We start from the raw sequence: 21,680 nt of genomic DNA on the forward strand, positions 1-21,680 counted from the left end.
TAGGAAAAGCACCCCCGAAACCGCGTAAGAGCGAGGGCCCTGCCGACTTTCATACACGTGAGCGCGCTCGTCCCGGGTTTTGTCACACCGGGTGGGCGGTGGAGAAGGTTGGCAAGGCAGGGGATGGGGAGTGCTGATCGACGCTGAGAGCTATCAGCGGATACTCGGAGACGAGCTCCGCAAGCTCCGCCGTAAACGTGGCTGGACACGCAAGGAACTGAACCAGCATCTGCAGAGCGAGATCTCGCTCCAGACGCTGGCCACCTACGAGCTGGGCACCCGGCACTGTTCGGTGGTGCGGCTCGTCGAACTGTGCGTCGCGATGGACGAGCTGCCACAGGATCTGCTGGCCAAGGTGCACCGCCGGGTGTTCGTGGACGAACCGGGCCGGGTCCGGGTCGACCTGCGCCAGGTGATCAAGGACGAGCAGCAGGAACTGCTCCCGCTGCGGCGGTGGGCGGACGACCGGCTCAAGCGGTCGAGTGACAACGGCTCCGCCGAAGTCCATCTCGATCTCGCGGCGCTGGAACGGATGGCCGAACTCTGCGGCATCCCCACCGTCGATCTCATCGGAAGGCTTCGCCGGCTCAACCCCTCATGAGCGCGGCGTTCCCCGGTCCGTGAAGGCCATGCCCCCCATCTTGGCTTTCACGGACCTCCCCCTTTTCGCGTGAAGGCCCCCTTCCCTCGGCTGAGCCGAGGGAAGGGGGCCTTCACGCGCGGGCTCAGCCGAGCAGTTCGTAGTCCTCGCGGCGCACCTTGCGGGTGTCGAGCCAGTACCGCCAGGTGAAGCCCGGCCAGATCGTGCGGTTGACGCCCTTCGCGTCGAGATACCAGCTCTTGCAGCCACCCTGGGTCCAGATGCCCTTGGCGAGCTTGCGCTGGATCTCGCCGTTGAAGCGCTCCTGCGCTTCCGGCCGCGGGTCGAGCGCCTTGCCGCGCGCGAGCCGCAGCGCCTGCGCGACGTAGGAGATCTGCGCTTCGATCATGAACACCACGGAGTTGTGCCCCAGCCCGGTGTTCGGACCGAGCAGGAAGAACAGGTTCGGGAACCCCGACACGGTGATGCCCTGATATGTCCGCATCCCCTCGGTCGCCCACTCCTTGCCGAGGTTGCGCCCGTCGCGGCCGATGATCTCCAGATCGTCGAAGGCGTCGGTGACGTGGAACCCGGTGCCGTAGATGATCGCGTCGACCTCGTGCTCGACGCCGGCACCGTCGACGACACTGTGCTCGCGGACCTCCCGCACGCCGTCGGTGACGACGTCGACGTTGTCCCGCGCGAGCGCCGGGTAGTAGTCGTTGGAGACCAGGACCCGCTTGCAGCCCATGGTGTAGTCCGGCGTCAGCTTCCGGCGCAGCTCCGGGTCCTTGACGCTCTTGTGGATGTTGCGCTTCGCGATGCGCTGGCCGATCTTCATCACCCACGGCTGCCCGTTGAAGCCGATCGCGCGGGCTTCGAGGCCCCAGTAGAGGACGTTGCGGAAGGCGCGTTGCAGCAGCGGCACCGAACTGAACGTCTTCCGGAGCGCTTCCGGCATCTCACGGTCCGGCTTCGGCATGATCCACGGCGGAGTCCGCTGGAAGAGCGTCAGTTCGGCGACGTCCTTCGCGATCCGAGGCACGAATTGGATCGCGCTCGCGCCGGTGCCGACCACGGCGACGCGTTTGCCGGCGAGGTCGTAGTCGTGTTCCCATCGCGCGGAGTGGAAGGCGCGGCCCTTGAAGCGCTCGATGCCGGGCAGCTTCGGGATCTGCGGCAGGTGCAGCGCGCCGACCCCGGCGACCAGCGCGGGCGCGACGAACTCGTCGCCCGACTTCGAGGCGACGTGCCAGCGGTTCTCGTCCGCGTCCCAGCGGGCGCCGGTCATCTCCTGGCCGAAGCGGATGAAGCGGTGCAGGTCGTACTTCGCGGCGACGTCGCGCATGTACCGCCAGATCTCCGGCTGCGGCGAGTACGCGCGGGACCAGCCGGGGTTCTGCTCGAACGAGAACGAGTACATATGCGAGGGGATGTCGCAGGCGCAGCCGGGGTAGGTGTTGTCCCGCCACGTGCCGCCCACGTCGTCGGCCTTCTCCAGGATGACGAAGTCCTCGCGACCCTCTTTGCGCAGCTGAATGGCCATGCCCAGCCCGGAGAAGCCGGTTCCGACGATGACGACACCGGTCTCGGTGCGGTTGCCCATGACCCGACCTCTCGTTCGGTTTACCTGTTACCGGGAGTTCACCTTACTCGAAGTAGGTTACCTTCGGTAGAGTGTTGTGGTGACGACGGCGAAGCGCAAACGCATGCCACGAGCAGAGCGAATGCGGCAGATGATCGAAATCGCGGAAGAGGTCTTCGCCGAACGCGGCTACAGCGCGGCGTCGATGGACGACATCGCGGAACGCGTCGGCGTCTCCAAACCGATGCTCTACGAGTACTTCAACTCGAAAGAGGGACTGCTGCTGGCCTGCATCCAGCAGTCCCGGGCGGCCCTGCGCGAGGTCACCGAACGGGCGACCGTCGGCGCGACGTCCGCCGAGGACGCGCTGCGGCGGGGGCTGCTCGCCTTCTTCGTCTTCATCCGGGAACGACGGCAAGCCTGGTCGTTGCTCCGCCACGAGATGGCGCTGATCGGGACCGGCGCCGCCGACGAGATCGAGCAGACCCGGCGCCAGCAGACCGACCTGATCGCCGCGCTGATGGGTGATCACCTCGACGCGGGGGACGACCTCCGCGCCGAGGCGTCCGCGGAGTTCGTCGTCGGCGCGTGCGAACGGCTCGCGATCTGGTGCGAACGACACGAGGACGTCAGCCCCGAAACGGCCACCGGATACGCCATGGACGTCCTCTGGTCAGGCCTGTCCGCGAGGGCCCGCTGAAACGACTGTGAAGATGCTCGTGCATTAGGCCATTCGGTCGTCACTCAGAGCACATTGCCGCCAGTGTCTTGTGACACAGAGTTGTCCTACTGTATCGATGACACTGTAGAAAGTCTGATGGACAGTCGCGACCTCCCTCAGGAGGGGGCGCCACCACCCGAAAGTGGCGTCATGACGGGGGCGTGACCGAGTCCATTGAGTGACGCATGCTCGCGAGGAGAGGGGTGAGGCGGATGACCGAACCGATCACCGCGTCGTACGTCCAGGAGGACGACGACTGGAAGATAACGGTCAGCGGCTCCGGCAAGGAACTGACCGGTCGCGCGCCGGGCATCATCGCGGCACGGGACCGGGCCGACCAGCTGGTCGAGAAGCTGTCCCCGCCGGAACACTCGACGGTGGTGCACCTGCTCAACGGCAGCGCCCTCGAGTTCACCGCCGCCTACATGACGGCGAGGCTCACGCTTCCGGAGATCGAACCGCTCGAGGTTCCTCCGCCGGCGAACGGCAAAGCCAAGGAGAAGGCCGGCGGCAAGCCCCCGGTGCCCCAGGGCAAGGAGCTCCCGAAGGTCGTCGACGAGGCGAAGTCCAAGGAGAAGTCCGAGCCTGCCAAGACACCCGCCAAGGCGGCCCAGACCTCCTGAGGCCTACTTCAGGAGTTTGCGGATCAGCAGCACGCCGATCAGCACCGCCCCGCCGATGAGCGGGTACTTCACCTTGGGCTCGTCCAGCTTCGCGCGCAGACCGGTCTTCGCGGAATCCACCAGCTTCGCGGGGTTCGCCTTCGTGCCCAGCTGGTCGAGCGTGGCGACCAGCGCGTTCCTGGCCTGCTCGATCTCACGCTCGATGGTCTCGGGATCGCGAGCCACGTGTCCTCCTCGCCGCGACGGACTTGCTGGAAGCCCACGTTAGAGGACGCCACCCCCCGACGTGGCACCGGCCACGCCGAGAAACGCGGATCGTGTCGCACGCTACGATTTCGGGGCAGTACTTGGGGGCCCGTAGCCCAATTGGCAGAGGCACACGGTTTAGGTCCGTGCCAGTGAGAGTTCGAGTCTCTCCGGGCCCACCCATCAAGGCCTGACGCGGGAAGAACCCGGCCATGGCGCCACGGCGGATCTTCTGCGTCAGTACGAGTGTTCTCGCACCAGCCCAGTCGAGAGGCGCCGACATCAGACCAGCTCGTACCGGCCGAGCGATCTCAGCGTCGCCTCGCCTTGATGAGCTCATCGGGACCGAACGTCGCGGCCAGCGGTAGACCCTCTTCGACACCAGCGCGGGACACAGCGACCAACGGCGTGGAGTGGTCACGTCCCGGAATCGACATGGAACCCGCGATGAGCTTCTCCAGCTCACGTTTGCCGAAGAGGTCGTTTTCCAGCCACTTGATGGAGCCGGTGAACGCGATGCGAGTCGGTGCCGGCTGCTCTCGGTCGGCACCGACCAAGTCGATCTCCGGGTTGTTCTGGCGGTTCCACCAACCGCCGACGAACTCCGCGCCAGGCAGCCGCTCGTCGGGCAACAGCCGCGCAAGACCGGTACGGACGAGCGGCTCGACGGCACGGCCACGCCAAGACGTCCAAGACCGTTCGATCCGCGCTGCCACCAGGTCGCCACGACCCCGTTCGACCTCGGCGATCCCCCTCTGCAGGAAGGTGAGCCAGAACCGCAGGTAGGAGTCTTCGATCCGGTAGCGCTTGTTCTTGGTGTCGGGGCGAGTGGCCAATGGGTTGTCGACGGCGACGATGCGTTTGGCCGTGAGTGTGGTCAGAATAGGCGCGAGAGTCCCCGACGGGATCGGGTCACCAGCGCCGATCCGGCTGGCGATCGTGCTGAACGTCCGCTCGCCCGTTCCGATGGCTTCAAGGGCCGAGCGGCTGTGCGACGGCTTAGGGACCTCACCGAGCAACGACAACTCTCCTGCCATCAGCAACGGAGAGAGCGGATCCCCGAGCTGGTCTTCCAGGAACGCCTTCCGGTCGGTGCCCGGCTTCCAGCGTTGGACGATCTCGGGAAAGCCTCCGGTGATCAGGAACGCGTCGATCGCTTCAGCAGGCTCGAGCGCGGTCATTTCCTGCACGTCGCCGAGGTCGAGCGGCCGGACGAGCATGCGGGCGGCACGGCCATGGAATGGACGGCCGTACTCCTGGAGGGCCTCCATCGTGGACAGATCACTGCCGACGAGTAGCAAAAGCACAGGCTTCGCCGACAGGTAGCGATCCCACACGGTCTGCAAGGCACCTTCGAACTCGCCGTCCTGCTCGACGAGCCATGGCACCTCGTCGAGAACGACGATGCTCGGTTCGCGTTCCGGGACAGCAACCGCCAGGCTACGCAGCGCTTGGTTCCAATCGGTACCGGCCGCGCCTGCGACGAGGTCGGCGCCAGGCAACGCGGACTGGGCCAGCGCGGCGGTGAAGTCGGCGCGCTCGGCGGCCGGATTGCGGCCGCGGGAGGCTTGAAAAACGACATACGGCACGCCTGAACGGTCGCAGAACTCTTGGACCAGCCTCGACTTTCCCACCCGGCGCCGACCGGTCACGATCACGGCCTGCCCAGGAGTGGTCGCGACCGCGTCACGGACCACCCGCAGCTGCCTGTCCAGCAGGGCGAGATCGGCCGTCCGCCCCTGGAAACTCATCAATGCATTTCCTCACATAAGTATGATTCAATCTTACTTAGACTTCATCTTACTTTATTCGCGCGGCTCAGCGCACCCGGTCATAGACCAGCGCCATCTCCCCCAACTCCCCGACCTCCTGATAAGCCAGCGCCCACTTCGACGCGGGCAGGCCGTCGACGAACAGCCGCTGCCCGCCGCCGGTGATCTCGGGGCAGATCATCAGGTACAGCCGGTCGATCAGGTCGTCCGCGAGCAGGGCCTTGATGACACTGGCGCTGCTGTTGACGAGGATGTCGCCTTCCCCGTTCGCCTTCAGGTCGGCGATGACGTCGCCGGCGGGGGCGTTCACAATGCGGGCGCGGTCCCACGGCGCTTCGGTCAACGTCTTCGAGAAGACGACCTTTTCCGCGTCCGTAAGCCACTTCGCGTAGGCGCGGTCGCGCGGGTCGGCGTTCTCGTCGGCGGCGATGGTGGGCCAGAAGCCCAGGAAGCCTTCGGCGTTCAGCCTGCCGAGCACCGCGGTGGTCGCCTTCTCGTGGATGCGGGCGAGGTGGGCACGGGCGACGTCGGTGGTGGCGTACGAGACGATCGCGCCCATGTCGCCCGGTCCGCCGGGGCCGCTGTAGTGGCCGTCGAGAGTGACGCTGATGTTCGCGGTGACGCGGCGGCCGGTGGGGTTCGTCATGTCGTTCAGTCCTTTTCCTTGGTGAGTTGAGCTGCGAGGTTGTCGAGCACCTGGCCCCAGCCGGTTTCGATACCGGCGATGAAGGGGACCGCCTCGACGGTCGTTTCGGTGATCCGCAGGTCGAGCCGGAGCCGGGTCCCGCCCGGCGCCTCGGCGAACTTCAGGTCGTAGTGGCCGGTGAAGAAGGTGTCCCCCTTGGCGTCCAGCACCGAGAGGTCGAATTCGAGGTGTTCGGGTTCGGTCGCGGCGCGGACCTCGCCCGCGGAGCGGTATCGCCCTTCCGCGTCGCGGTAGTCGAGCACGGCCCGTCCCCCGGCCCGCGGCTCGATGACGCAGTCGGTGACGGTCATCGAAGGCGGCGCCCACCAGGACGCGAGCAGCGCGGGCTCGGTCCAATGCCGCCAGACGGCGTCCGGCGGCGCGGCGAGCAGGCGGTCGAACGTGAACGCCCGGCCGTCCGCCCACCGATCCCGCTTCGCGGAGGCGGTGTCCGCGGAGATCGCGGCCTGATAGCGCGTGAGGACATCTCGCTCGCCCTCGTTCGCCTCGATGGTCGCGATCAGCGCTCGCAGCCGTCCTTCGAAGTCCTTCAGCGGACCTGCTTCGGCCGCATAGACCCGACGCTGACCCAGCGGGAAGACCGTCACGAGGCCGGCGCGGGCGAGGGTCTGCAGGTGCTTGGTGGTCTGCGGCTGCCGCAGGCCGGTCAGCTCGGCGAGTTCGCCGACGGACCGGGGCCGCTCGGCGAGAAGCTCGACGATGCGCCGCCTAGCTCCGTCTCCCAGTGCTGCTGCGATCTGCTCCATGCCCAGAAGTATTCACTCATCAGAATATTCTTGTCAAGGAATATCTTGCGGATGGAACTCCAGCAGGCTTCGCTCCTCGGTCAGCGTGGTGATGGAGGCGAAGACCAGCCCGTGCGAGGCGGCGAGCTCGCGAAGTTCGTCGAGGCGCCGCTCGCGGCCGCCGTAGAGCACGAGCATGACCAGGTCCCACTCGGTCTGGGCCCCGAGTCCGCCGACCGCCTCGATGACGAGCACCCGGCCGCCCGGGCGGACCGCGTCGGCACAGCGGGCCAGGATGCGATGGGCGTGCTCGTCGTCCCAGTCGTGGAGGATGTCGGAGAGCAGATAGGCGTCCGCGCCTGCCGGGAGCGGGTCGAAGAAGCTGCCCGCGGTGACCTCGACGCGGTCTTCCAGGCCCTGCGCGCGCAGTTCCCGTTCCGCGGCCGCCGCGGTCGGCGCGAGATCGACGAGGTGGCCGCGCATCGAGGGGTTGGCCTTCAGGATCGCGGCGAGCAGGCTGCCGTGACCGCCGCCGACGTCGACGAGCGTGCCGAACCGGGACCAGTCGAATCCGGCGACGAATCGCGGCACCTGTGTCAGGAACCGCTGGGTCATCTGCCGGTCGAACGTGTCCCGGAGATGGGGCTGCTCGGCGAGATCGGTCCAGAAGTCCTTGCCGTAGCGGCGGATGTAGCCCGCCTCGCCGGTGGCGATGCTGTGCGCGAGTTCGATGAACGCCAGCTCGCCCCGCCCGCCGGCGGCGTTCATGTCCAGGAGCCCGGCGATCCCGTTTCCGGCGTCGGCGCGGAGTTTCGCTCCGTACTCGGTGGTGCGGTAGCCGTCCGGAGTCGCCTCGACGACGCCGAGGGTCGCGAGATGTCCGAGCAACAGGCCGAGGGCGAGCGGGGATTGGCCCAGCTCCGCCGCCAGATCGTCGACGGCCGCGCCGGGCCCGGACAACCTGTCCGGCAACCCCAAGGTCACCGCGACCCGCAGCGCCATCGGCGTCGCGAGCCCGGCCAGCCGGAGGAATTCCTGTCTGTCCTTGTCATGGGAGGTCACGACTATCCACTGTGGCAGCGTGGTCAAGCGACTTACGGCACCAGCGTGCGCCCGGTGAAGTCCGCGTTCTCCACGGCCTCGACGTAGCTCCGCGCGACGTCGGCCGCCGGGGTGCCGCCTTCCGGTTCGCCGAGCGCGGCGAGGGTCTCGCGCACCCAACCGGGGCTGACGGCGTTGACCCGGAGGCCGCGTGGCAGCTCGCGGGCCGCCGCGGCGACGAACGCTTCGAGACCGGAGTTGGTCAGGACTCCGAAAGCGCTGCCGCGCAACGTCTCCGGGATCCGGCCGGCGGTCAGGGTGACCGAGCCGCCGTCCGGCAGATGCGGGATCGCGTGCCGCAGCAGGAACACCTGTCCGAGCAGTTTTCCTTGCAGCCCCTGGATGAACTCTTCGTCGGTGCCGCCGTCGACCGGCACCAGCGAGCCGCTCCCCGCACAGCACACGACGTGCTCGATACCCGGCTCGGCGGCGAAGAGCGCGTCGAACGTGGCGGGCTGCTCGACGTCCACCTTGATCTCACCGGAGCGGGACGCGGGGAGCACCGTGTGCCCGCGTGCGGTGAGCGCTTCGGTGACCGCGGCCCCGATCGTCCCGGTGGCACCGACCACGAGGATCTTCATCGGCGTCTTTCCCTTCAAGGTCTCGTGAGAGGTTCGGTTTCGTAAGCCCGGTGCAGTGCCTCGACGAACGACGGCGCGTCCGGCAACGGCGCGGAGCCGATCCGGCGCACCGCGATCCCGGGTGTCCACGAGTTCATGACCACCGCGCCGCCGAGCCCCGGCAGATCGGCGAGCGTGACCTCCCGGACTCGTTGCGGCACACCGAGTACCTCCAGCCGCCGCTGGACGATGCCCATCGTGGTCCCCGTCAGCAGGCCGGCGTCCGGCCACACCACCGTACCCTCGTCCCAGAAGGCGAGGTTCCAGATCGTCGCCTCGCTCAGCCTGCCCCGGCGGTCGACGAACGCCGCGTCGTCGAATCCTTCCCCGACGGCCTGCAGCCGGAAGTACGTCTTCGCCATCTCGCCGGTGTGCTTGAAGGCGGGGAGGGCGCGCTCGTGCTCCACGGCCGTCAGCGCCAGCGGCCCCGCCGGACCGGACGACGGTGGCCTGGTCCGCACCAGGACTTCGAGCTCCCCGGGACAGTGGATCGTCACCGTGAGGGAGACGTCGGCGGGGCTGTCCTTGAGCGCCTCCCGCACGAACGAACGGATCCGGTCGTCGGGCAGGGCGTCGCCGAACAGCTCCAGCGAGGCGGTCCGGAGCCGGCCCAGGTGCAGGTCGAGACCGCGCACGCGGCCGTCCCGCACCTGCATGGCCGTGAAATGCGCGAAACCGGCGAAGGCGAGCGGCGCCAGCTCTTCGGCGGTCGCCGTCCGGCCGTTCAGCTGCGCGACATGAGGACTCATGCCCGCACCGTAAACCGGTTGCGGCCGCCCCGTCCCGGCGGAAGGATCCCGCGGGTGTCCGCATCGCGTACCGAGCTGTCGCGCTGGCAGTTCGATCTGACCTGGTCGTTGTTCGACTACCACCTCGCCGATCTCGAACCGGCGGACTTCCGCTGGGAGCCTTCGGCACTGTGCTGGACGATCCGGGCGGACGGCACCCCCGACTGGGCCGACACCGAACCCGACCCCATTCCGGTGCCCACCATCGCCTGGCTCACCTGGCATATCGGCTGGTGGTGGAGTGTCGCACTGGATCACGCGAACGGACGGGCTCCGCGCGAGCGCGAGGAAATCACCTGGCCCGGCGAAGATTCCACCATCGAGTGGCTGCGCGGTCTTCGCGAGGAATGGCTGGCTGTGCTGGATCGGTTGACCGACAACGACCTGGACGCGCCTTCCGCCTATCCGTGGGGCGGGGACGCCGGGCTGACGTTCGCCCACACTGTCGCCTGGGTGAACTCGGAACTGATGAAGAACGTGGCCGAGATCGGGCAGCTCAGGTTGCTGCGGCGCAGCTCGATGTGACGCCGGGGACTTCAGCTCGCCGAGAAGTACCGGACTGACGGCGACCGGGTAGTCGTCGAGCGCGTACACCGTCCCGGCGAGTTCCACGCGGACCGGGGTTTTTCCCTTGTGCGCCAGCAAAGTCCGCGCCCTCGGTCAGCCGCTCGGCGGCCGCGTGCAGGGTCAGCGGCGGCTCCCCGTCGCCCGCCGCCGAACACCGACATCTTGTCCCCGCCCGGACGGACTGCCGGTAGAACTCGAGTACTCGGTATGAACGTGCAGGTGCACGAAGGAGTCCACCGGCCACTCCCCACGGTTGTACGATTCCGGTCCGACGCGGCGATTGGACCGTTGGCACGCCGGTGTTGTCCAACAAGCGACACACGGCGATCGACAACCAGGAGTTGTAGGGAGACACAGTGGAGCTGGACCTGGGCGCGGTGCGCGCGTTCGTCGCGGTGGCCGACGACCGGTACTTCAGCGAGGCCGCGATCCGGCTGGAGATCAGCCAGCAGGCGATCTCCAAACGCGTCGCGAAGCTCGAGGCGGATCTCGGCGTGCGGCTGCTGTCGCGGACGCGCGGCGGGGCAGAGCCGACCGAAGACGGCGAGGAGTTCCTCACCCACGCCCGCGCGCTGATCAGCCTCGCGGACCAGGCCGTCGAGCGCCTCCACGGCAGGCGGCGGGCGCTGCGCGTCGACGTCCTCGGCACACGGCTGGCGACCATGGAGGTCATCCGGGCGTTCCACGCCGACCACGACGACGAACTGGAGCTCGTCACGCCCGGGCTGGGCGCGGTGCGCCGGTCCCTGCTTCCCGAGACCGTCGATGCCGCCTTCGCCCGCGTCAGCACCGTGCCGTCCCCGGGGATCGGCCGCACGCCCGCCTATCTGGAACCGGCGAACCTGCTGGTCGGGCGGCGGCATCCGCTCGCACGGCGGCGCCGGGTCGCGATGGCGGAGCTGGCCGGCCTGACGGCGTGGATGCCCTACAACGCGCGGGCCGGCGAATGGGCGGAGTTCTGGCAGGAACTGTGCCCGGAATTCGGCATCCTGGTCGACACCGACGGCCCGAACTTCGGGCTCGAACACCACGTCGAGGTGCTGAGCGAGTCGACGGACAGGCTGGGTTTCGTCGGCGCGAAGATGCACGTGCCGTGGCATCCGGACATCGTCCAGATCCCGCTCGTCGACCCGGCGCCGGTGTATCCGTTCTCCCTGCTGTGGCGGCACGAGAACCGGCACCCCACCCTGCGGTTGCTGATCGAGCACGTCCGCTCCGCCTATCGGCCGTTCGATCCGGAGCGGCAATGGCTCCCGGTGTCGGACCGGGAGGCGATGAGCGCGGATTGAGTCAATGGTCCGTGAAGGCCTCCTTGCCTACCCTGAGGGTAGTGAAGGAGGCCTTCACGGACATTGGCGGTGAAGTGTCCTTTGTGGCCAGACAGGGCACCGTCTTGACGGGCCACGGATCGGGATCTACTCTTCTCCCTTCAGACAGGCACAGACGAAGAGCCACTGTCAGCGGTCTTCGTCGTGTCTGTTTTTTTGTGTCGGATCGCTGACAGCCAGCGCAGAAAGTTGGCGGTCCATGAGTTCATCGACGCTCAGCCCGACAGGCTCGATTTCGAACGTTTCCCAGGTAGCCGCGCTGATCAACAGTCTTTCGAGGCTGCCGCGCAAGGCGAATCTGCTGTGGTATCTCGTGCTGGGCGGCCTTTTCCTGGACGCCTACTCCAATGCCGCCCTCGGCGCGGGCCTGTCGCCGATGATCAAGGAACTCGGCCTCAGCTCCACCCAGGTCGGCGTGCTGACCGCGACCGCGCCCGCGGTCGCCATCCTGTTCAACCCGATCGGCGGCTGGCTGGCCGCCCGTATCGGACGGGTCAAACCACTCATCGCCGCCAAGGCGATCGCGGCGATCGGCGCGGTCCTGACCGCGACGGCGGGCGGTTTCGGCGAGGTGTGGTTCGGCCGCGGCCTGGTCGGTGTCGCCTACGGCATCGACTTCGCGGTCGCCATGGCCATGCTGGCCGAGTACACCCCCGCGAAACTGCGCGGACGGCTCAACCTCTGGCAGTCCGTCTGGTACGTCGCCACCACCGTGAACCTGGGGCTGACGCTGGTGTTCTTCCACCTCGACGCCGGGGTGGGGATCTGGCGGTGGTCCGTCGGCTCGGCCGGCGTCTTCGCGATCGCGCTGCTGGTCCTGCAGGTGACGTTCCTCGTCGAGAGCCCGTCGTGGCTCGCGGCCAAGGGCAGGCTCGCCGACGCCGCGGTCAGCCTCCGCCGGATCTACGGTTTCCAGGTGACCCCGGGAGCGAAGAGCGGGCCGGATCCCGCCACGGAACAGAAGATCGGGTTCCGGCACGCTGGTGTGCTCTTCCGCAAGCCGTACCTGCCGCGGACCTTCCTGTCCACGGCGATCTCGCTGACCCAGTCGATGCAGTACTTCGCCGTCGGCTGGTACCTGCCGGTGATCAGCCTGGCGATCTTCGGCCAGGCGTTCCAGACCGCGACCCTCGGTTCGATGGTCTTCAACATCGCCGGGATCATCGGCGGCGCGCTCTCGGCTTACGTCGGCAGGAAGATCGGGCTCCGGACGAGTTCCGCCATCGGCTACGCGTTCGCGTTCGCCATCCTGCTGGTGATGGGGCTGGGCTTCGGGAAACTGCCCATCGCCGTCGGCTTCCTGCTCCCGTTCCTGTTCATCTTCTTCCACTCGGCCGGGCCCGGCGCGAACGGCAAGTCGATCGCGGCGCTGTCCTACCGCAGCGACATCCGCACGCTCGGCACCGGGGTGACCGGGATGCTCGGCAGCTTCGGCAGTGTCATCGGGCTGTACGTGTTCCCGCAGATCAAGGAGGCGATGGGGCTGGGCCCGACGATCGCCCTGCTCGCGGTGGTGCCGTTCCTCGGCCTGGTCTCGTGCCTGATCGTCCGCTGGGACCCCACCCGCAGCGGAATCGACCCCGACGACGAGACGATCGACCTCAAGCTCAGGAGCGCCTGATGCGGCGCGGGATCCTGGCCGTCGACGAGGGTTCCACCGGCACCAGGGCGGCCGTCGTCGGCGAGGACGGCCGGTGCGGGCCCTCCTTCTACACCTCCATCGACGTGAGCCACCCCGAACCGGCGCAGGTCGAACAAGACGCCATGCAGCTACTGGACCGGACCGTCGACGTCGCCCGGCAGGCGGTGGCGTGGGCCGCCGGGAACGGCGTGGAGATCGCGGGGATGTCGATCTGCACCCAGCGGGCGACGGCCGTCCTGTGGGACCGGGAGACCGGGCGCCCGGTGGCTCCCGCCGTGGTGTGGCAGGACAGCCGTTACGCCGCGGAGCTGGCGCAGCTCGCTCCGGAGTGGGACCGGTACCTGTGGCCTGCGACCGGCCGTCCGGTGGGGACTCGCGCCCCGTTCCTGTGGGCGGCACGGCAACTCGAGCGGCTCGACGTCCCGGCGGATCGCGTGCTGTTCGGCTCCGTCGACACCTGGCTGGTGTGGCATCTCAGCGGGCGCGAGCGATTCACGATCTCGGCGACCAACGCCGTCGCGTTCGGCGGATACCGGCTACGTGAGCACTCCTGGGACCAGGAATGGCTGGCGGCACTGGGTTTTCCCGCCGAGCTGGCACCACCCCCGCAGGACGACGACGGCGACTACGGCTACACGGACCCGGATCTGCTCGGCATCCGCGTACCGATCGCGGCGGTCATGGGTGATCAGCACGCGTCGCTGATCGCGCTGGGCGCGCTGTCGCCCGGCCAGGGCACCTGCGTCCACGGCACCGGCACCTTCGTCGGCGCGCTGGCCGGCGACGAGCCGCCCGAGGCGGTGGGCGGACTCGACGGCGTACTGTGCCTGGTCGCCTGGCGTAGCCGCGGCCACAGCCGGTTCAGCCTCGAGGCCTACACCTCGACCACCGGCTCCGCCCTGCGCTGGCTCACCGAGGACCTCGGCCTGTTCACGTCGGCGGCCGAGATCAGCGCGCTGGCCGCGACCCAGCCGAGTGGCGAGGCGACCTGGTTCGCGCCGACGCTCGCCGGGCTGCGCACCCCGGTGCTGCGGCCCGAAGCGCGTGGTGTGCTGGCCGGGCTGAGCCTGGCCACCACACGGGAAGTCCTTGCCCGCGCGGTGATCGACGGGATCGCCCACGCGGTGAGTGACACCGTCGACGCGCTGCGGACGACCATGGACCGGCCCCTGACCCATCTGCGGGTGGGCGGCGGTCTGGCGGCGAGTGACGCGTTGCTCCAGAGCCAGGCCGATTTCACCGGTCTCGCCATCGAGCGGGTGGCGGATTCCGCGACCGCCAGCCTGCGCGGCGCCGCCTACCTCGCGGGCACGCGGCTCGGGCTGTGGCCGTCGCTGGCCGACGCGGTGGCCCACCGTCCGCCGGACCGGATCTTCGAACCCGGCCTCGCCGAAACCGACCGGCTGAAGCTGCGGGCGCGCTGGCAAGACGTGCTCGCCGTCTCCCTGTCCTGAATACCCCTTGTTCTGATCGGAAAGGCTTCTCGATGTTCACACTGCCGTCCCGGCGGCCGAACGCCGTCGCCGCGGGAGCGACCCCTTCGGCACCCTTGCGGCTGGACCGTCGCACCGCGTTGACCGGACTCGACACGGGCGAGTTCGACCTGCTCGTGATCGGCGGCGGGATCACCGGCGCCTACACCGCGCTGGACGCCGTCTCCCGCGGCCTTTCGGTCGCACTGGTCGAACGGGACGACTTCGCCTCGGGGACGTCGTCCAAATCGTCCAAAATGGTGCACGGCGGCCTGCGCTACATCGAGCAGGGCAACCTGGATCTGGTCCGGCATTCGCTGCTGGAGCGTCAGCGGTTCCGTCGCAACGCCCCGCATCTGGTGCAGCGCCTGCCTTTTCTGTTCCCGATCCTGGCGAAGGACGGTGTTTTCGACGCCAGGATCGCCCGCGCCTTCGAGAGTCTCTTGTGGACATACGATCTCGCGGGCGGCTGGCGGATCGGCAAACTGCACCAGCGGCTCACGGTCGACGAGGTGCTGGCGCACGCCCCCACCCTGCGCGCGGACCATCTGCGCGGCGGGCTGATGTACTACGACAGCCGCGCCGACGACGCCCGGCTGACCCTCGCGATCGTTCGCAGCGCGGCCCGGCTTGGCGCGGTCGTCGTCAACGGCGCCGGGGTGACCGGCCTCCGCACCACCGGCGGGCGGGTGACCGGTGCGACGGTCGAAGCCGACGGCGAGCGGATCGACGTCCGGGCACGCGTGGTCGTCAACGCGACCGGGGTGTGGGCGGACAGCGTCGACGGCATGGCCTCCTCGGGACATCGGCCTCAGGTGCGCCCGGCGAAGGGCGTCCACATCGTCCTGCCGTGGTCGAAGATCCGTAACGACTGCACGGTGACGGTGCCGATCCCGGGCCGCGCGAGGCGGGCGACGTGCACCCGGTGGGGCGACGTGGTCGTCGTCGGCACCACCGACACCGACTACGACGGCCCGACCGACGACGTGCACTGCACCCGCGACGAGATGGAGTTCCTGCTCGAAGGCGCCACGATCGCCTTCGACACCAAGCTCGGCCCCGAAGACGTGCTGGGCAGTTACGCGGGTCTGCGGCCGCTCGTCGGCGGATCCGAGGGCGCCACGCTCGACATGCGGCGCGATCACCACATCACCGTCGCCTCGGGCATGGTCACCGTGACCGGCGGCAAACTCACCACGAGCAGGCATATGGGTGAGCTCGTAGTCGACAAGGCGCTCGGGCTGCTGGGGCGCAAAGCCCGCTGCCGCACCAAGAACCTGCCCCTGCTCGGCGGTGCCGGATACGACGCCGAGGCCACCGCCGCGACCGGCGGGATCGCCGCGCACCTCGGCGGCCGCTACGGCACCGAAGCCCGTTTCGTGAGCGAGCTCGTCGACGAGGACCCGTCGCTCGGCGAGCCACTCATTCCCGGCCAGCCGCATCTCAAGGCCGAAGTCGTGTTCGCGGCCAGGTCGGAAATGGCGCGTTCGGTGGACGACGTGCTGTCCCGGCGCACCCGGCTGCGCTTGTTCGCGAGGGACGCTTCCGCCGAGGCCGCGCCCCTTGTCGGCGAACTGCTCGGCGCCGAACTCGGGCTGTCGCAGGAAACCGTGGCCGCGCAAGTGGAGGACTATCGGGCGGACGTCGCCCGGGAGAAGTCGATTCTGTTGGGAGACGACGCATGATCAGCAGCCAGGCCATCGCCCACCCGTTCAACCGGGGCAAGTACGTGGTCGGCGCGCCGACGCCGCCGCGCTGGGGCGACCGCACCCCGCCCGGACAGGGGCCGGCGTCGCTGCAGACGACCGCCGTCCCCGTGCCCGCCGCGCTGACCGAGTCGCTGCGGGGTGTCGCGGACGCGGTGCACACCGACCACGACGAGGTCGTACTGCGCACCCGTGACTGGTGGGCCGGTTCGATGATCGGCGAGACCGCGGGGAATCCGGCGACCCCGGACGCGGTGATCGCCGAAGTGAGCACGGTGGAGCAGGTCCAGGCCGTGGTCCGGCTGTGCGGTGAGCACGGCGTGCCGCTGACCGTGTCCGCCGGGCGCAGCAACGTCACCGGCGCCGCGCTGCCGGTGTTCGGCGGGGTGGTGCTGGACGTCTGCGGGCTGAACCGGATCCTGTCCTTCGACGCGGACTCCCAGATCGTCGACGTGCAGGCCGGTATGTTCGGCGACCTGTTCGAAACCGAACTGCAGAAGACGCACGGTGCCACCACGGGACACTGGCCGTCCGCCTTCGCACTGTCCACTGTGGGCGGTTGGGTGGCCTGCCGCGGCGCGGGTCAGCTCTCCACCCGCTACGGGAAGATCGAGGACATGGTGGTCGGCCTCGACGTCGTGCTGGCCGACGGCACGCTCGCCCGGTTCGGCGACTACCCGCGCGCCGCCACCGGCCCCGACCTGCGCCAGCTGTTCGTCGGCTCGGAAGGCACGCTCGGCGTGATCACCTCCGTCCGGCTGCGCACCCATCCGCTGCCCGAGTACGCCAAGGCCGTCGCCTACGGTTTCGAAACCTTCGCCGAGGGGCTGGAGGCGTGCCGTCTGATCATGCAGCGCGGCGCGACCCCGGCCGCGATGCGGCTCTACGACAAGTTGGAGAGCGGGACGCATTTCGGCCTGCCGGACACCAACCTGCTGCTGATCGCCGACGAAGGCGACCCGGTGCTGGTCGACGCGATGCTCCGCGTCAGCTCCGAGGTCTGCGCGGCGACCGGGTCCGAACTGGACGGTCCGGCGCTGTTCGAGCGCTGGCTGGACGAGCGGATGCTGGTCGGCAAGTCGGCCGACGGGTTCACCCCCGGCCCGGGTTTCGTCGCCGACACCCTCGAGATGGCCGGGGCATGGTCGGCGCTGCCCGCGATCTACGACGAGGTCGTGGCCGCGATCAAGGCCGTTCCGGGCACTTTGGCCGCTTCCGCGCACCAATCGCACGCGTACACCGACGGCGCCTGCCTGTACTTCTCGCTGCGCGGTGACGTGGAGCCGGAGAAGCGGCGGCACTGGTACCGCTCGGCGTGGGACGCGGCCAATGCCGTGCTCGTGCGCCACGGGGCCGCGCTGAGCCACCACCACGGTTCCGGTCTGCTTCGCGGACCGTACCTCGCGGACACGCTCGGCACGGGCTTCGACACCTTCGTCGCCGTGAAGCGGACCCTCGACCCGCGGGGCCTGCTCAATCCGGGCAAACTCGGGCTGCCCAGTGACTTCGGGCCGAACCCCCTTGACTCCACGAGCTGATCGACCACTGTGGACCGTATGAACGAGAGGATCACGGCGGCGTTCGCGGACGTCCCGGTCTGCGCGTCGGTGGTCGGCACCGCCAAGGTGGGCGACTTCGCGAACTCGGCGTCCCGCGTCGGCATCCTCGCGGCGGTCCCGGTCGGGCAGCTGGCCAAGATCGTGCCGGTGCTGACGGGACTGGAGAAGGTCCTCTTCGTCAACATCGATTCCTGTCCCGGCCTCGCCACCGACCGCGGCGGTGTGGACTTCCTCCAGGAGATCGGGGCGACCGGGGTGGTCAGCACCCGGGTCGCCCCGATCGAACGGGCGCGCACGTTGTCGATGCTCACGATGCACAAGGTGTTCGTCACCGACCGGTCGAATCTGAACCGCAGCCTGGAAGCGGTGAAACGCAGCCGCCCCGACCTGGTGGAGCTCATGCCCGCGCCGATCATCCCGTGGATGTCGGCGCAGGCCCGCGAAGTCATGTCCCCGTTCGTGGCGGCCGGTTTCGTCACCGACCGGTCCGGGGTGGCGCATTCCCTCGCGATGGGCGCACTGGGCGCCGCGTCGTCCGATTCGGGGCTGTGGTCGCTGACCCGGTCCCAGCTGAGCGCAGGAGAGAAATGAGCTTCGTCGTGGTGGCCCGGTACGTGACCGCGCACCGGGACCGCGTCCTCGGACTACTGGAGCCGATGGCCGCCGCATCCCGGCGTGAGCCCGGATGCCTCCGCTACACCGTCCACTCCGGAACCGAGGACGGAGTGGTGGTGATCGTCGAGGAGTACGAGTCCGAACCGGACTTCACCGCGCACTGCGAGTCGGAGCACTTCCGGCGGATCGTGCTCGGCGAGGTCGTGCCGCTGTTGTCCGAACGCCAGGTCACCACCTGTGTCCCCGCCGGGAGCGAGCGATGATGCGGGTCCGGGGCGCGGTCCTCCGTGAAACCGGCCGCCCGCTGGAGATCGAGACGATGACGCTGGAGCCTCCCGGCCCGGGCGAGCTGCTCGTCCGGGTGCGGGCGGCAGGTCTGTGCCACTCGGATCTGTCGGTGATCGACGGCTCGCGACCCCGGCCGCTGCCGATGGTCCTGGGACACGAGGCCGCGGGCGAGGTGGTCGAGGCGGGGCAGGGCACCGGCTTCACGGCGGGCCGGCATGTCGTGTTGTCGTTCGTGCCCTCCTGCGGCGACTGCCGCCCCTGTCTCACCGGACGGCCCGCCCTGTGCGGTCCGGCGGCCGAGTCGAACCGGAACGGCACCCTGCTCGGCGGCGGTACCCGCTGGTCCTCCCCTGACGGCCGCCCGGGACACCACCTCGGTGTCTCCGCGTTCGCCGAGCACATCGTCGTCTCGGCGCGTTCGGTGGTCGCCGTCGACGACACCCTGCCGTTCGACGTCGCGGCCCTCTTCGGCTGCGCGGTGCTCACCGGCGCCGGCGCCGTCTTCAACGCGACCGACGTACGGCCGGGAGACAGCGTCGCCGTGTTCGGCCTCGGTGGCGTCGGCCTCGCCGCACTCCTCGCCGCGAAGGCCGCCGGCGCGGCCACACTGGTGGCGGTGGACCTCGTCGCCGAAAAGCGCGAACTGGCGCTGTCCCTCGGCGCCACCCACGCACTCGAGGGCGACGTCGAGGCGATCAAGGAACTCACCGACGGCGGCGCCGACCACGCCGTCGACACCACCGGTGTGGTCGCCGCCCTGCACCAGGCGTACCGGGCCACCCGGCCCGGTGGCACCACGGTCACCGTCGGCCTTCCCCACCCCTCCGCCGAGCTCGCGCTGCCCGCGCAAAGCCTGGTGGCCGAGGAAAAGACGCTGCGCGGCAGCTATCTCGGCTCGTGCGTCCCCCGGCGCGACATCCCCCGGTTCATCGCCCTGTACCGGGCCGGGCTGCTGCCCGTGGAGGCGCTGCTGACGCACCGGATCGGGCTGGAGGAGATCAACACGGGATTCGACCGGCTGCGGCGGGGCGCCGCGGTCCGGCAGGTCGTCACGTTCCCTTGATCAAGGTTCGGGAGCGATGTGGCTCCGCATCTCCTTGGCGACTCTGGCCGGGAGAGCGAGCACAACGCCTTCGAGCATTTCCCTCGCCTGCCAGGGATCACCGCAACATTCCCAGACACCGCAGCCTTCGGTGTCGACTCGGAGCCGCCAGTACGGGTTCGCGACGAACTCTCGCCAGAGGCGCAGCGCGGTCCGGGTCGCACCGGGCCCGAGATGGTTCCGGGAGCGTTCGAGCCGGGCGAGCTCGGCGGCGAGCGCCGGCGAGAAGCCCACACCGAATTCGGCCGGGTGTCGCGGCGACAGCTCTCGCCGGACTCGCGCGGGCGATCTACGCGGCATGGGCCTTTCGGAAGTTCGTCATCTGATCATCCTGCCACGGCCCCGATCGGTGACGGCTGTTCCGGGCACCTTCGTTACAGCCTGACGGGTGACGCAGTCGGGAAAAGGTTTGGCGGGCGATAGCCGGCCCGTCCGATTCGCCCTTTCGGGTCGTCCCTCCATGGCTGACGCGGCTCATCCATACCCGTACTGTGACGACATGGCGTCTCGAAGCCCCTTCCGCTGGCTGACCCGATGGGCCGACTGGTTCGAAGAGCGCGGCGTCTATGTCCCTGGCGAGGAAAGCCGCGCGGTCGACCCGATGCGCGATTTCGGCTGGCTGATCGTGGCCTGGGTGTCCGGTCTGGCGATCTTCATCCTGTTCTTCGCCTTCGCCGTCTGACCCCTGGCGATGTGCCACCGAGGTGACGACTGTCACTAGTCGTGTCCTTCCGATCACGGATCGGCCACGGCTGTACACCAGGTGCGCGTCAACCCGGCCTCGCCGCTCCTCTCGGCTGCGGAAGACCGTCAGTCTGGACTCTTCGGCACTAATACCTACCTCGAACGGCCCACCCGCACCGCCGACTGGAGTAACCGCACATGGCGCCCCCGCGCACCCCGAAGCTCTTGATCGCCGCCTGCTCGTTGCTGCTGGCGACCGCGTGCGGGGTTCCGGCACCGGAAAAAGGGGCCGCCGTGCTCGGCGCGGACGCTCCGGCGCAGGGCCTGGCCGCGACGCACGCGGAAGGTGACCTCGCCTTCGGTGCCCCGCACCGGTTCGCGACCGGGGTCACGATCTCCGTGTCGGCGCCGAAAGCGTTCCGCCCCAGCGCGTCGGCGTACCCGCAGAGCCCGCGCGCGGTGGCCTTCGCCATCGAGGTGACGAACGCGGGCGACGGGACCTACCGGCTCTCCGGCCTGTCCGTGACGGGCGAGGTCGACGGAGAGGCCGCCGCGGTCAAACAGGTCGTCGACCCGGTGCAGGGCTACAACGGCATCGCGGACGCGGGCAAGGACGTGGCGCCCGGCCGGTCGGTCCAGCTGAACCTCGCCTTCGCCGTTCCGGACAGGCCGGTGAAGCTGCGCCTTCAGGTGCGGCCGAGCCCTTCGGAGCCTGTCGCGGCCAAGTACTGCGGAAAGGTCTGACGCCGCCGATTCGCTACCGTGTGCGTCATGACCGAGCAGCGACTTTCCCCCGGCGACAAAGCGCCCGACTTCACCCTCCCCGACAGTGAGGGCAACGACGTCAAGCTCAGCGACTTCCGCGGCAAGTCGGTCGTCGTGTACTTCTACCCGAACGCCGGCACGCCGGGCTGCACGAAGCAGGCCTGCGACTTCCGGGACAGCCTCGCGCAGCTCAACGACGCCGGCTACCAGGTGCTCGGCATCTCGCCCGACAAGCCCGCGAAGCTCGCGAAGTTCGTCGAGGCGGAGGGGCTGACCTTCCCGCTGCTGTCCGACACGGAGAAGACCGTTCTCAAGGCGTACAGCGCCTTCGGCGAGAAGAAGAACTACGGCAAGGTCTACGAAGGCGTCATCCGCTCGACGTTCGTCGTCGACCCCGAGGGCAAGATCGCCGTGGCGCAGTACAACGTGCGCGCCACCGGCCACGTCGCGAAGCTGCTGCGGGACCTCGACCTGGCGTCCTGACG

The 21,680-nt window shown here is 69.0% G+C and carries 24 protein-coding genes and 1 tRNA gene; 16 read left to right on the forward strand and 9 right to left on the reverse strand.

The window, feature by feature from the left end; translation table 11 throughout:
- Positions 1–130: 130 nt before the first annotated feature.
- Complete coding sequence (locus ACZ3HL_RS31380; RefSeq protein WP_465418301.1) at positions 131–601, forward strand: helix-turn-helix domain-containing protein; 471 nt, start codon at positions 131–133, stop codon at positions 599–601.
- A 124-nt stretch (positions 602–725) separates the two neighbouring features.
- Here the strand turns inward: ACZ3HL_RS31380 and ACZ3HL_RS31385 are convergent, their stop codons facing one another.
- A complete protein-coding gene (locus ACZ3HL_RS31385) occupies positions 726–2,186 on the reverse strand; it encodes a flavin-containing monooxygenase (protein WP_465535080.1) in 1,461 nt (486 codons plus the stop codon).
- Between the two features lie 121 nt (positions 2,187–2,307).
- Here ACZ3HL_RS31385 and ACZ3HL_RS31390 point away from each other — a divergent pair, with 121 nt between their 5' ends.
- Positions 2,308–2,865 carry a TetR/AcrR family transcriptional regulator gene (locus ACZ3HL_RS31390; protein WP_199745385.1) on the forward strand — a complete coding sequence of 186 codons (558 nt, stop codon included), beginning with the start codon at positions 2,308–2,310 and terminating at the stop codon, positions 2,863–2,865.
- 233 nt (positions 2,866–3,098) lie between these two features.
- Entirely contained in the window at positions 3,099–3,509 is a 411-nt protein-coding gene (locus tag ACZ3HL_RS31395; RefSeq protein WP_465418295.1) for a hypothetical protein, read from the forward strand.
- Positions 3,510–3,512: 3 nt separating this feature from the next.
- On the opposite strand, the gene ACZ3HL_RS31400 is transcribed toward ACZ3HL_RS31395, so the two are convergent.
- Positions 3,513–3,734: a DUF3618 domain-containing protein gene (locus ACZ3HL_RS31400; protein WP_005165704.1), complete on the reverse strand. Its 222-nt coding sequence runs from the start codon at positions 3,732–3,734 to the stop codon at positions 3,513–3,515.
- A gap of 126 nt (positions 3,735–3,860) precedes the next feature.
- Between ACZ3HL_RS31400 and ACZ3HL_RS31405 the strand changes: the two genes are divergently transcribed.
- A tRNA-Leu gene (locus tag ACZ3HL_RS31405) sits at positions 3,861–3,934 on the forward strand.
- A 132-nt stretch (positions 3,935–4,066) separates the two neighbouring features.
- On the opposite strand, the gene ACZ3HL_RS31410 is transcribed toward ACZ3HL_RS31405, so the two are convergent.
- From ACZ3HL_RS31410 to ACZ3HL_RS31435, 6 genes are all read right to left on the reverse strand, one after another.
- The gene (locus tag ACZ3HL_RS31410) at positions 4,067–5,452 is read right to left on the reverse strand and encodes an ATP-binding protein (RefSeq protein WP_465535081.1); all 1,386 of its coding nucleotides are present in this window, start codon (positions 5,450–5,452) and stop codon (positions 4,067–4,069) included.
- A gap of 121 nt (positions 5,453–5,573) precedes the next feature.
- Positions 5,574–6,173, reverse strand: a complete 600-nt coding sequence (locus ACZ3HL_RS31415) for a dihydrofolate reductase family protein (protein ID WP_465418293.1) — start codon at positions 6,171–6,173, stop codon at positions 5,574–5,576.
- 5 nt (positions 6,174–6,178) lie between these two features.
- The gene (locus ACZ3HL_RS31420) at positions 6,179–6,979 is read right to left on the reverse strand and encodes a metalloregulator ArsR/SmtB family transcription factor (protein WP_465535082.1); all 801 of its coding nucleotides are present in this window, start codon (positions 6,977–6,979) and stop codon (positions 6,179–6,181) included.
- 33 nt (positions 6,980–7,012) lie between these two features.
- Entirely contained in the window at positions 7,013–8,020 is a 1,008-nt protein-coding gene (locus ACZ3HL_RS31425) for a methyltransferase (protein ID WP_465418289.1), read from the reverse strand.
- A gap of 32 nt (positions 8,021–8,052) precedes the next feature.
- Positions 8,053–8,640, reverse strand: coding sequence for an SDR family oxidoreductase (locus ACZ3HL_RS31430; protein WP_465535083.1), 588 nt, complete (start codon positions 8,638–8,640; stop codon positions 8,053–8,055).
- A 14-nt stretch (positions 8,641–8,654) separates the two neighbouring features.
- Positions 8,655–9,428 (reverse strand): aminotransferase class IV family protein, encoded by a 774-nt coding sequence (locus ACZ3HL_RS31435; protein ID WP_465535135.1) that lies wholly within the window; start codon positions 9,426–9,428, stop codon positions 8,655–8,657.
- Between the two features lie 54 nt (positions 9,429–9,482).
- Between ACZ3HL_RS31435 and ACZ3HL_RS31440 the strand changes: the two genes are divergently transcribed.
- The 9 genes from ACZ3HL_RS31440 to ACZ3HL_RS31480 all read left to right on the forward strand — a co-directional run bounded on the left by ACZ3HL_RS31440 (position 9,483) and on the right by ACZ3HL_RS31480 (position 19,707).
- Positions 9,483–9,992, forward strand: coding sequence for a DinB family protein (locus tag ACZ3HL_RS31440; protein ID WP_465418282.1), 510 nt, complete (start codon positions 9,483–9,485; stop codon positions 9,990–9,992).
- A gap of 398 nt (positions 9,993–10,390) precedes the next feature.
- Positions 10,391–11,323 (forward strand): LysR family transcriptional regulator, encoded by a 933-nt coding sequence (locus tag ACZ3HL_RS31445; protein ID WP_465535084.1) that lies wholly within the window; start codon positions 10,391–10,393, stop codon positions 11,321–11,323.
- 238 nt (positions 11,324–11,561) lie between these two features.
- The gene (locus tag ACZ3HL_RS31450) at positions 11,562–12,983 is read left to right on the forward strand and encodes an MFS transporter (protein WP_465535085.1); all 1,422 of its coding nucleotides are present in this window, start codon (positions 11,562–11,564) and stop codon (positions 12,981–12,983) included.
- A complete protein-coding gene (locus ACZ3HL_RS31455) occupies positions 12,983–14,458 on the forward strand; it encodes an FGGY family carbohydrate kinase (protein ID WP_465535086.1) in 1,476 nt (491 codons plus the stop codon). Before ACZ3HL_RS31450 ends, ACZ3HL_RS31455 begins: the two co-directional genes overlap by 1 nt.
- 32 nt (positions 14,459–14,490) lie before the next feature.
- On the forward strand, positions 14,491–16,161 hold the full coding sequence (locus ACZ3HL_RS31460) for a glycerol-3-phosphate dehydrogenase/oxidase (RefSeq protein ID WP_465535087.1): 1,671 nt from the start codon (positions 14,491–14,493) through the stop codon (positions 16,159–16,161).
- A complete protein-coding gene (locus ACZ3HL_RS31465) occupies positions 16,158–17,720 on the forward strand; it encodes an FAD-binding oxidoreductase (RefSeq protein WP_465418271.1) in 1,563 nt (520 codons plus the stop codon). The genes ACZ3HL_RS31460 and ACZ3HL_RS31465 overlap by 4 nt, the downstream gene beginning before the upstream one ends.
- A gap of 18 nt (positions 17,721–17,738) precedes the next feature.
- Positions 17,739–18,332, forward strand: coding sequence for a glycerol-3-phosphate responsive antiterminator (locus ACZ3HL_RS31470; protein WP_125785062.1), 594 nt, complete (start codon positions 17,739–17,741; stop codon positions 18,330–18,332).
- On the forward strand, positions 18,329–18,619 hold the full coding sequence (locus ACZ3HL_RS31475; protein ID WP_465535088.1) for a putative quinol monooxygenase: 291 nt from the start codon (positions 18,329–18,331) through the stop codon (positions 18,617–18,619). The genes ACZ3HL_RS31470 and ACZ3HL_RS31475 overlap by 4 nt, the downstream gene beginning before the upstream one ends.
- Positions 18,616–19,707 carry a zinc-binding dehydrogenase gene (locus ACZ3HL_RS31480; RefSeq protein WP_465535089.1) on the forward strand — a complete coding sequence of 364 codons (1,092 nt, stop codon included), beginning with the start codon at positions 18,616–18,618 and terminating at the stop codon, positions 19,705–19,707. Before ACZ3HL_RS31475 ends, ACZ3HL_RS31480 begins: the two co-directional genes overlap by 4 nt.
- Here the strand turns inward: ACZ3HL_RS31480 and ACZ3HL_RS31485 are convergent, their stop codons facing one another.
- On the reverse strand, positions 19,708–20,046 hold the full coding sequence (locus ACZ3HL_RS31485; protein WP_465535090.1) for a hypothetical protein: 339 nt from the start codon (positions 20,044–20,046) through the stop codon (positions 19,708–19,710).
- A 199-nt stretch (positions 20,047–20,245) separates the two neighbouring features.
- On the opposite strand from ACZ3HL_RS31485, the gene ACZ3HL_RS31490 reads away from it, so the two are divergent.
- The 3 genes from ACZ3HL_RS31490 to bcp all read left to right on the forward strand — a co-directional run bounded on the left by ACZ3HL_RS31490 (position 20,246) and on the right by bcp (position 21,678).
- Positions 20,246–20,428 (forward strand): hypothetical protein, encoded by a 183-nt coding sequence (locus ACZ3HL_RS31490; protein WP_007028251.1) that lies wholly within the window; start codon positions 20,246–20,248, stop codon positions 20,426–20,428.
- Positions 20,429–20,628: 200 nt separating this feature from the next.
- Positions 20,629–21,174: a hypothetical protein gene (locus ACZ3HL_RS31495; RefSeq protein WP_465418263.1), complete on the forward strand. Its 546-nt coding sequence runs from the start codon at positions 20,629–20,631 to the stop codon at positions 21,172–21,174.
- A gap of 27 nt (positions 21,175–21,201) precedes the next feature.
- Positions 21,202–21,678, forward strand: coding sequence for a thioredoxin-dependent thiol peroxidase (bcp, locus tag ACZ3HL_RS31500; RefSeq protein WP_034308781.1), 477 nt, complete (start codon positions 21,202–21,204; stop codon positions 21,676–21,678).
- Positions 21,679–21,680: the final 2 nt, after the last annotated feature.

Source organism: Amycolatopsis sp. NPDC000009 (assembly GCF_055563465.1).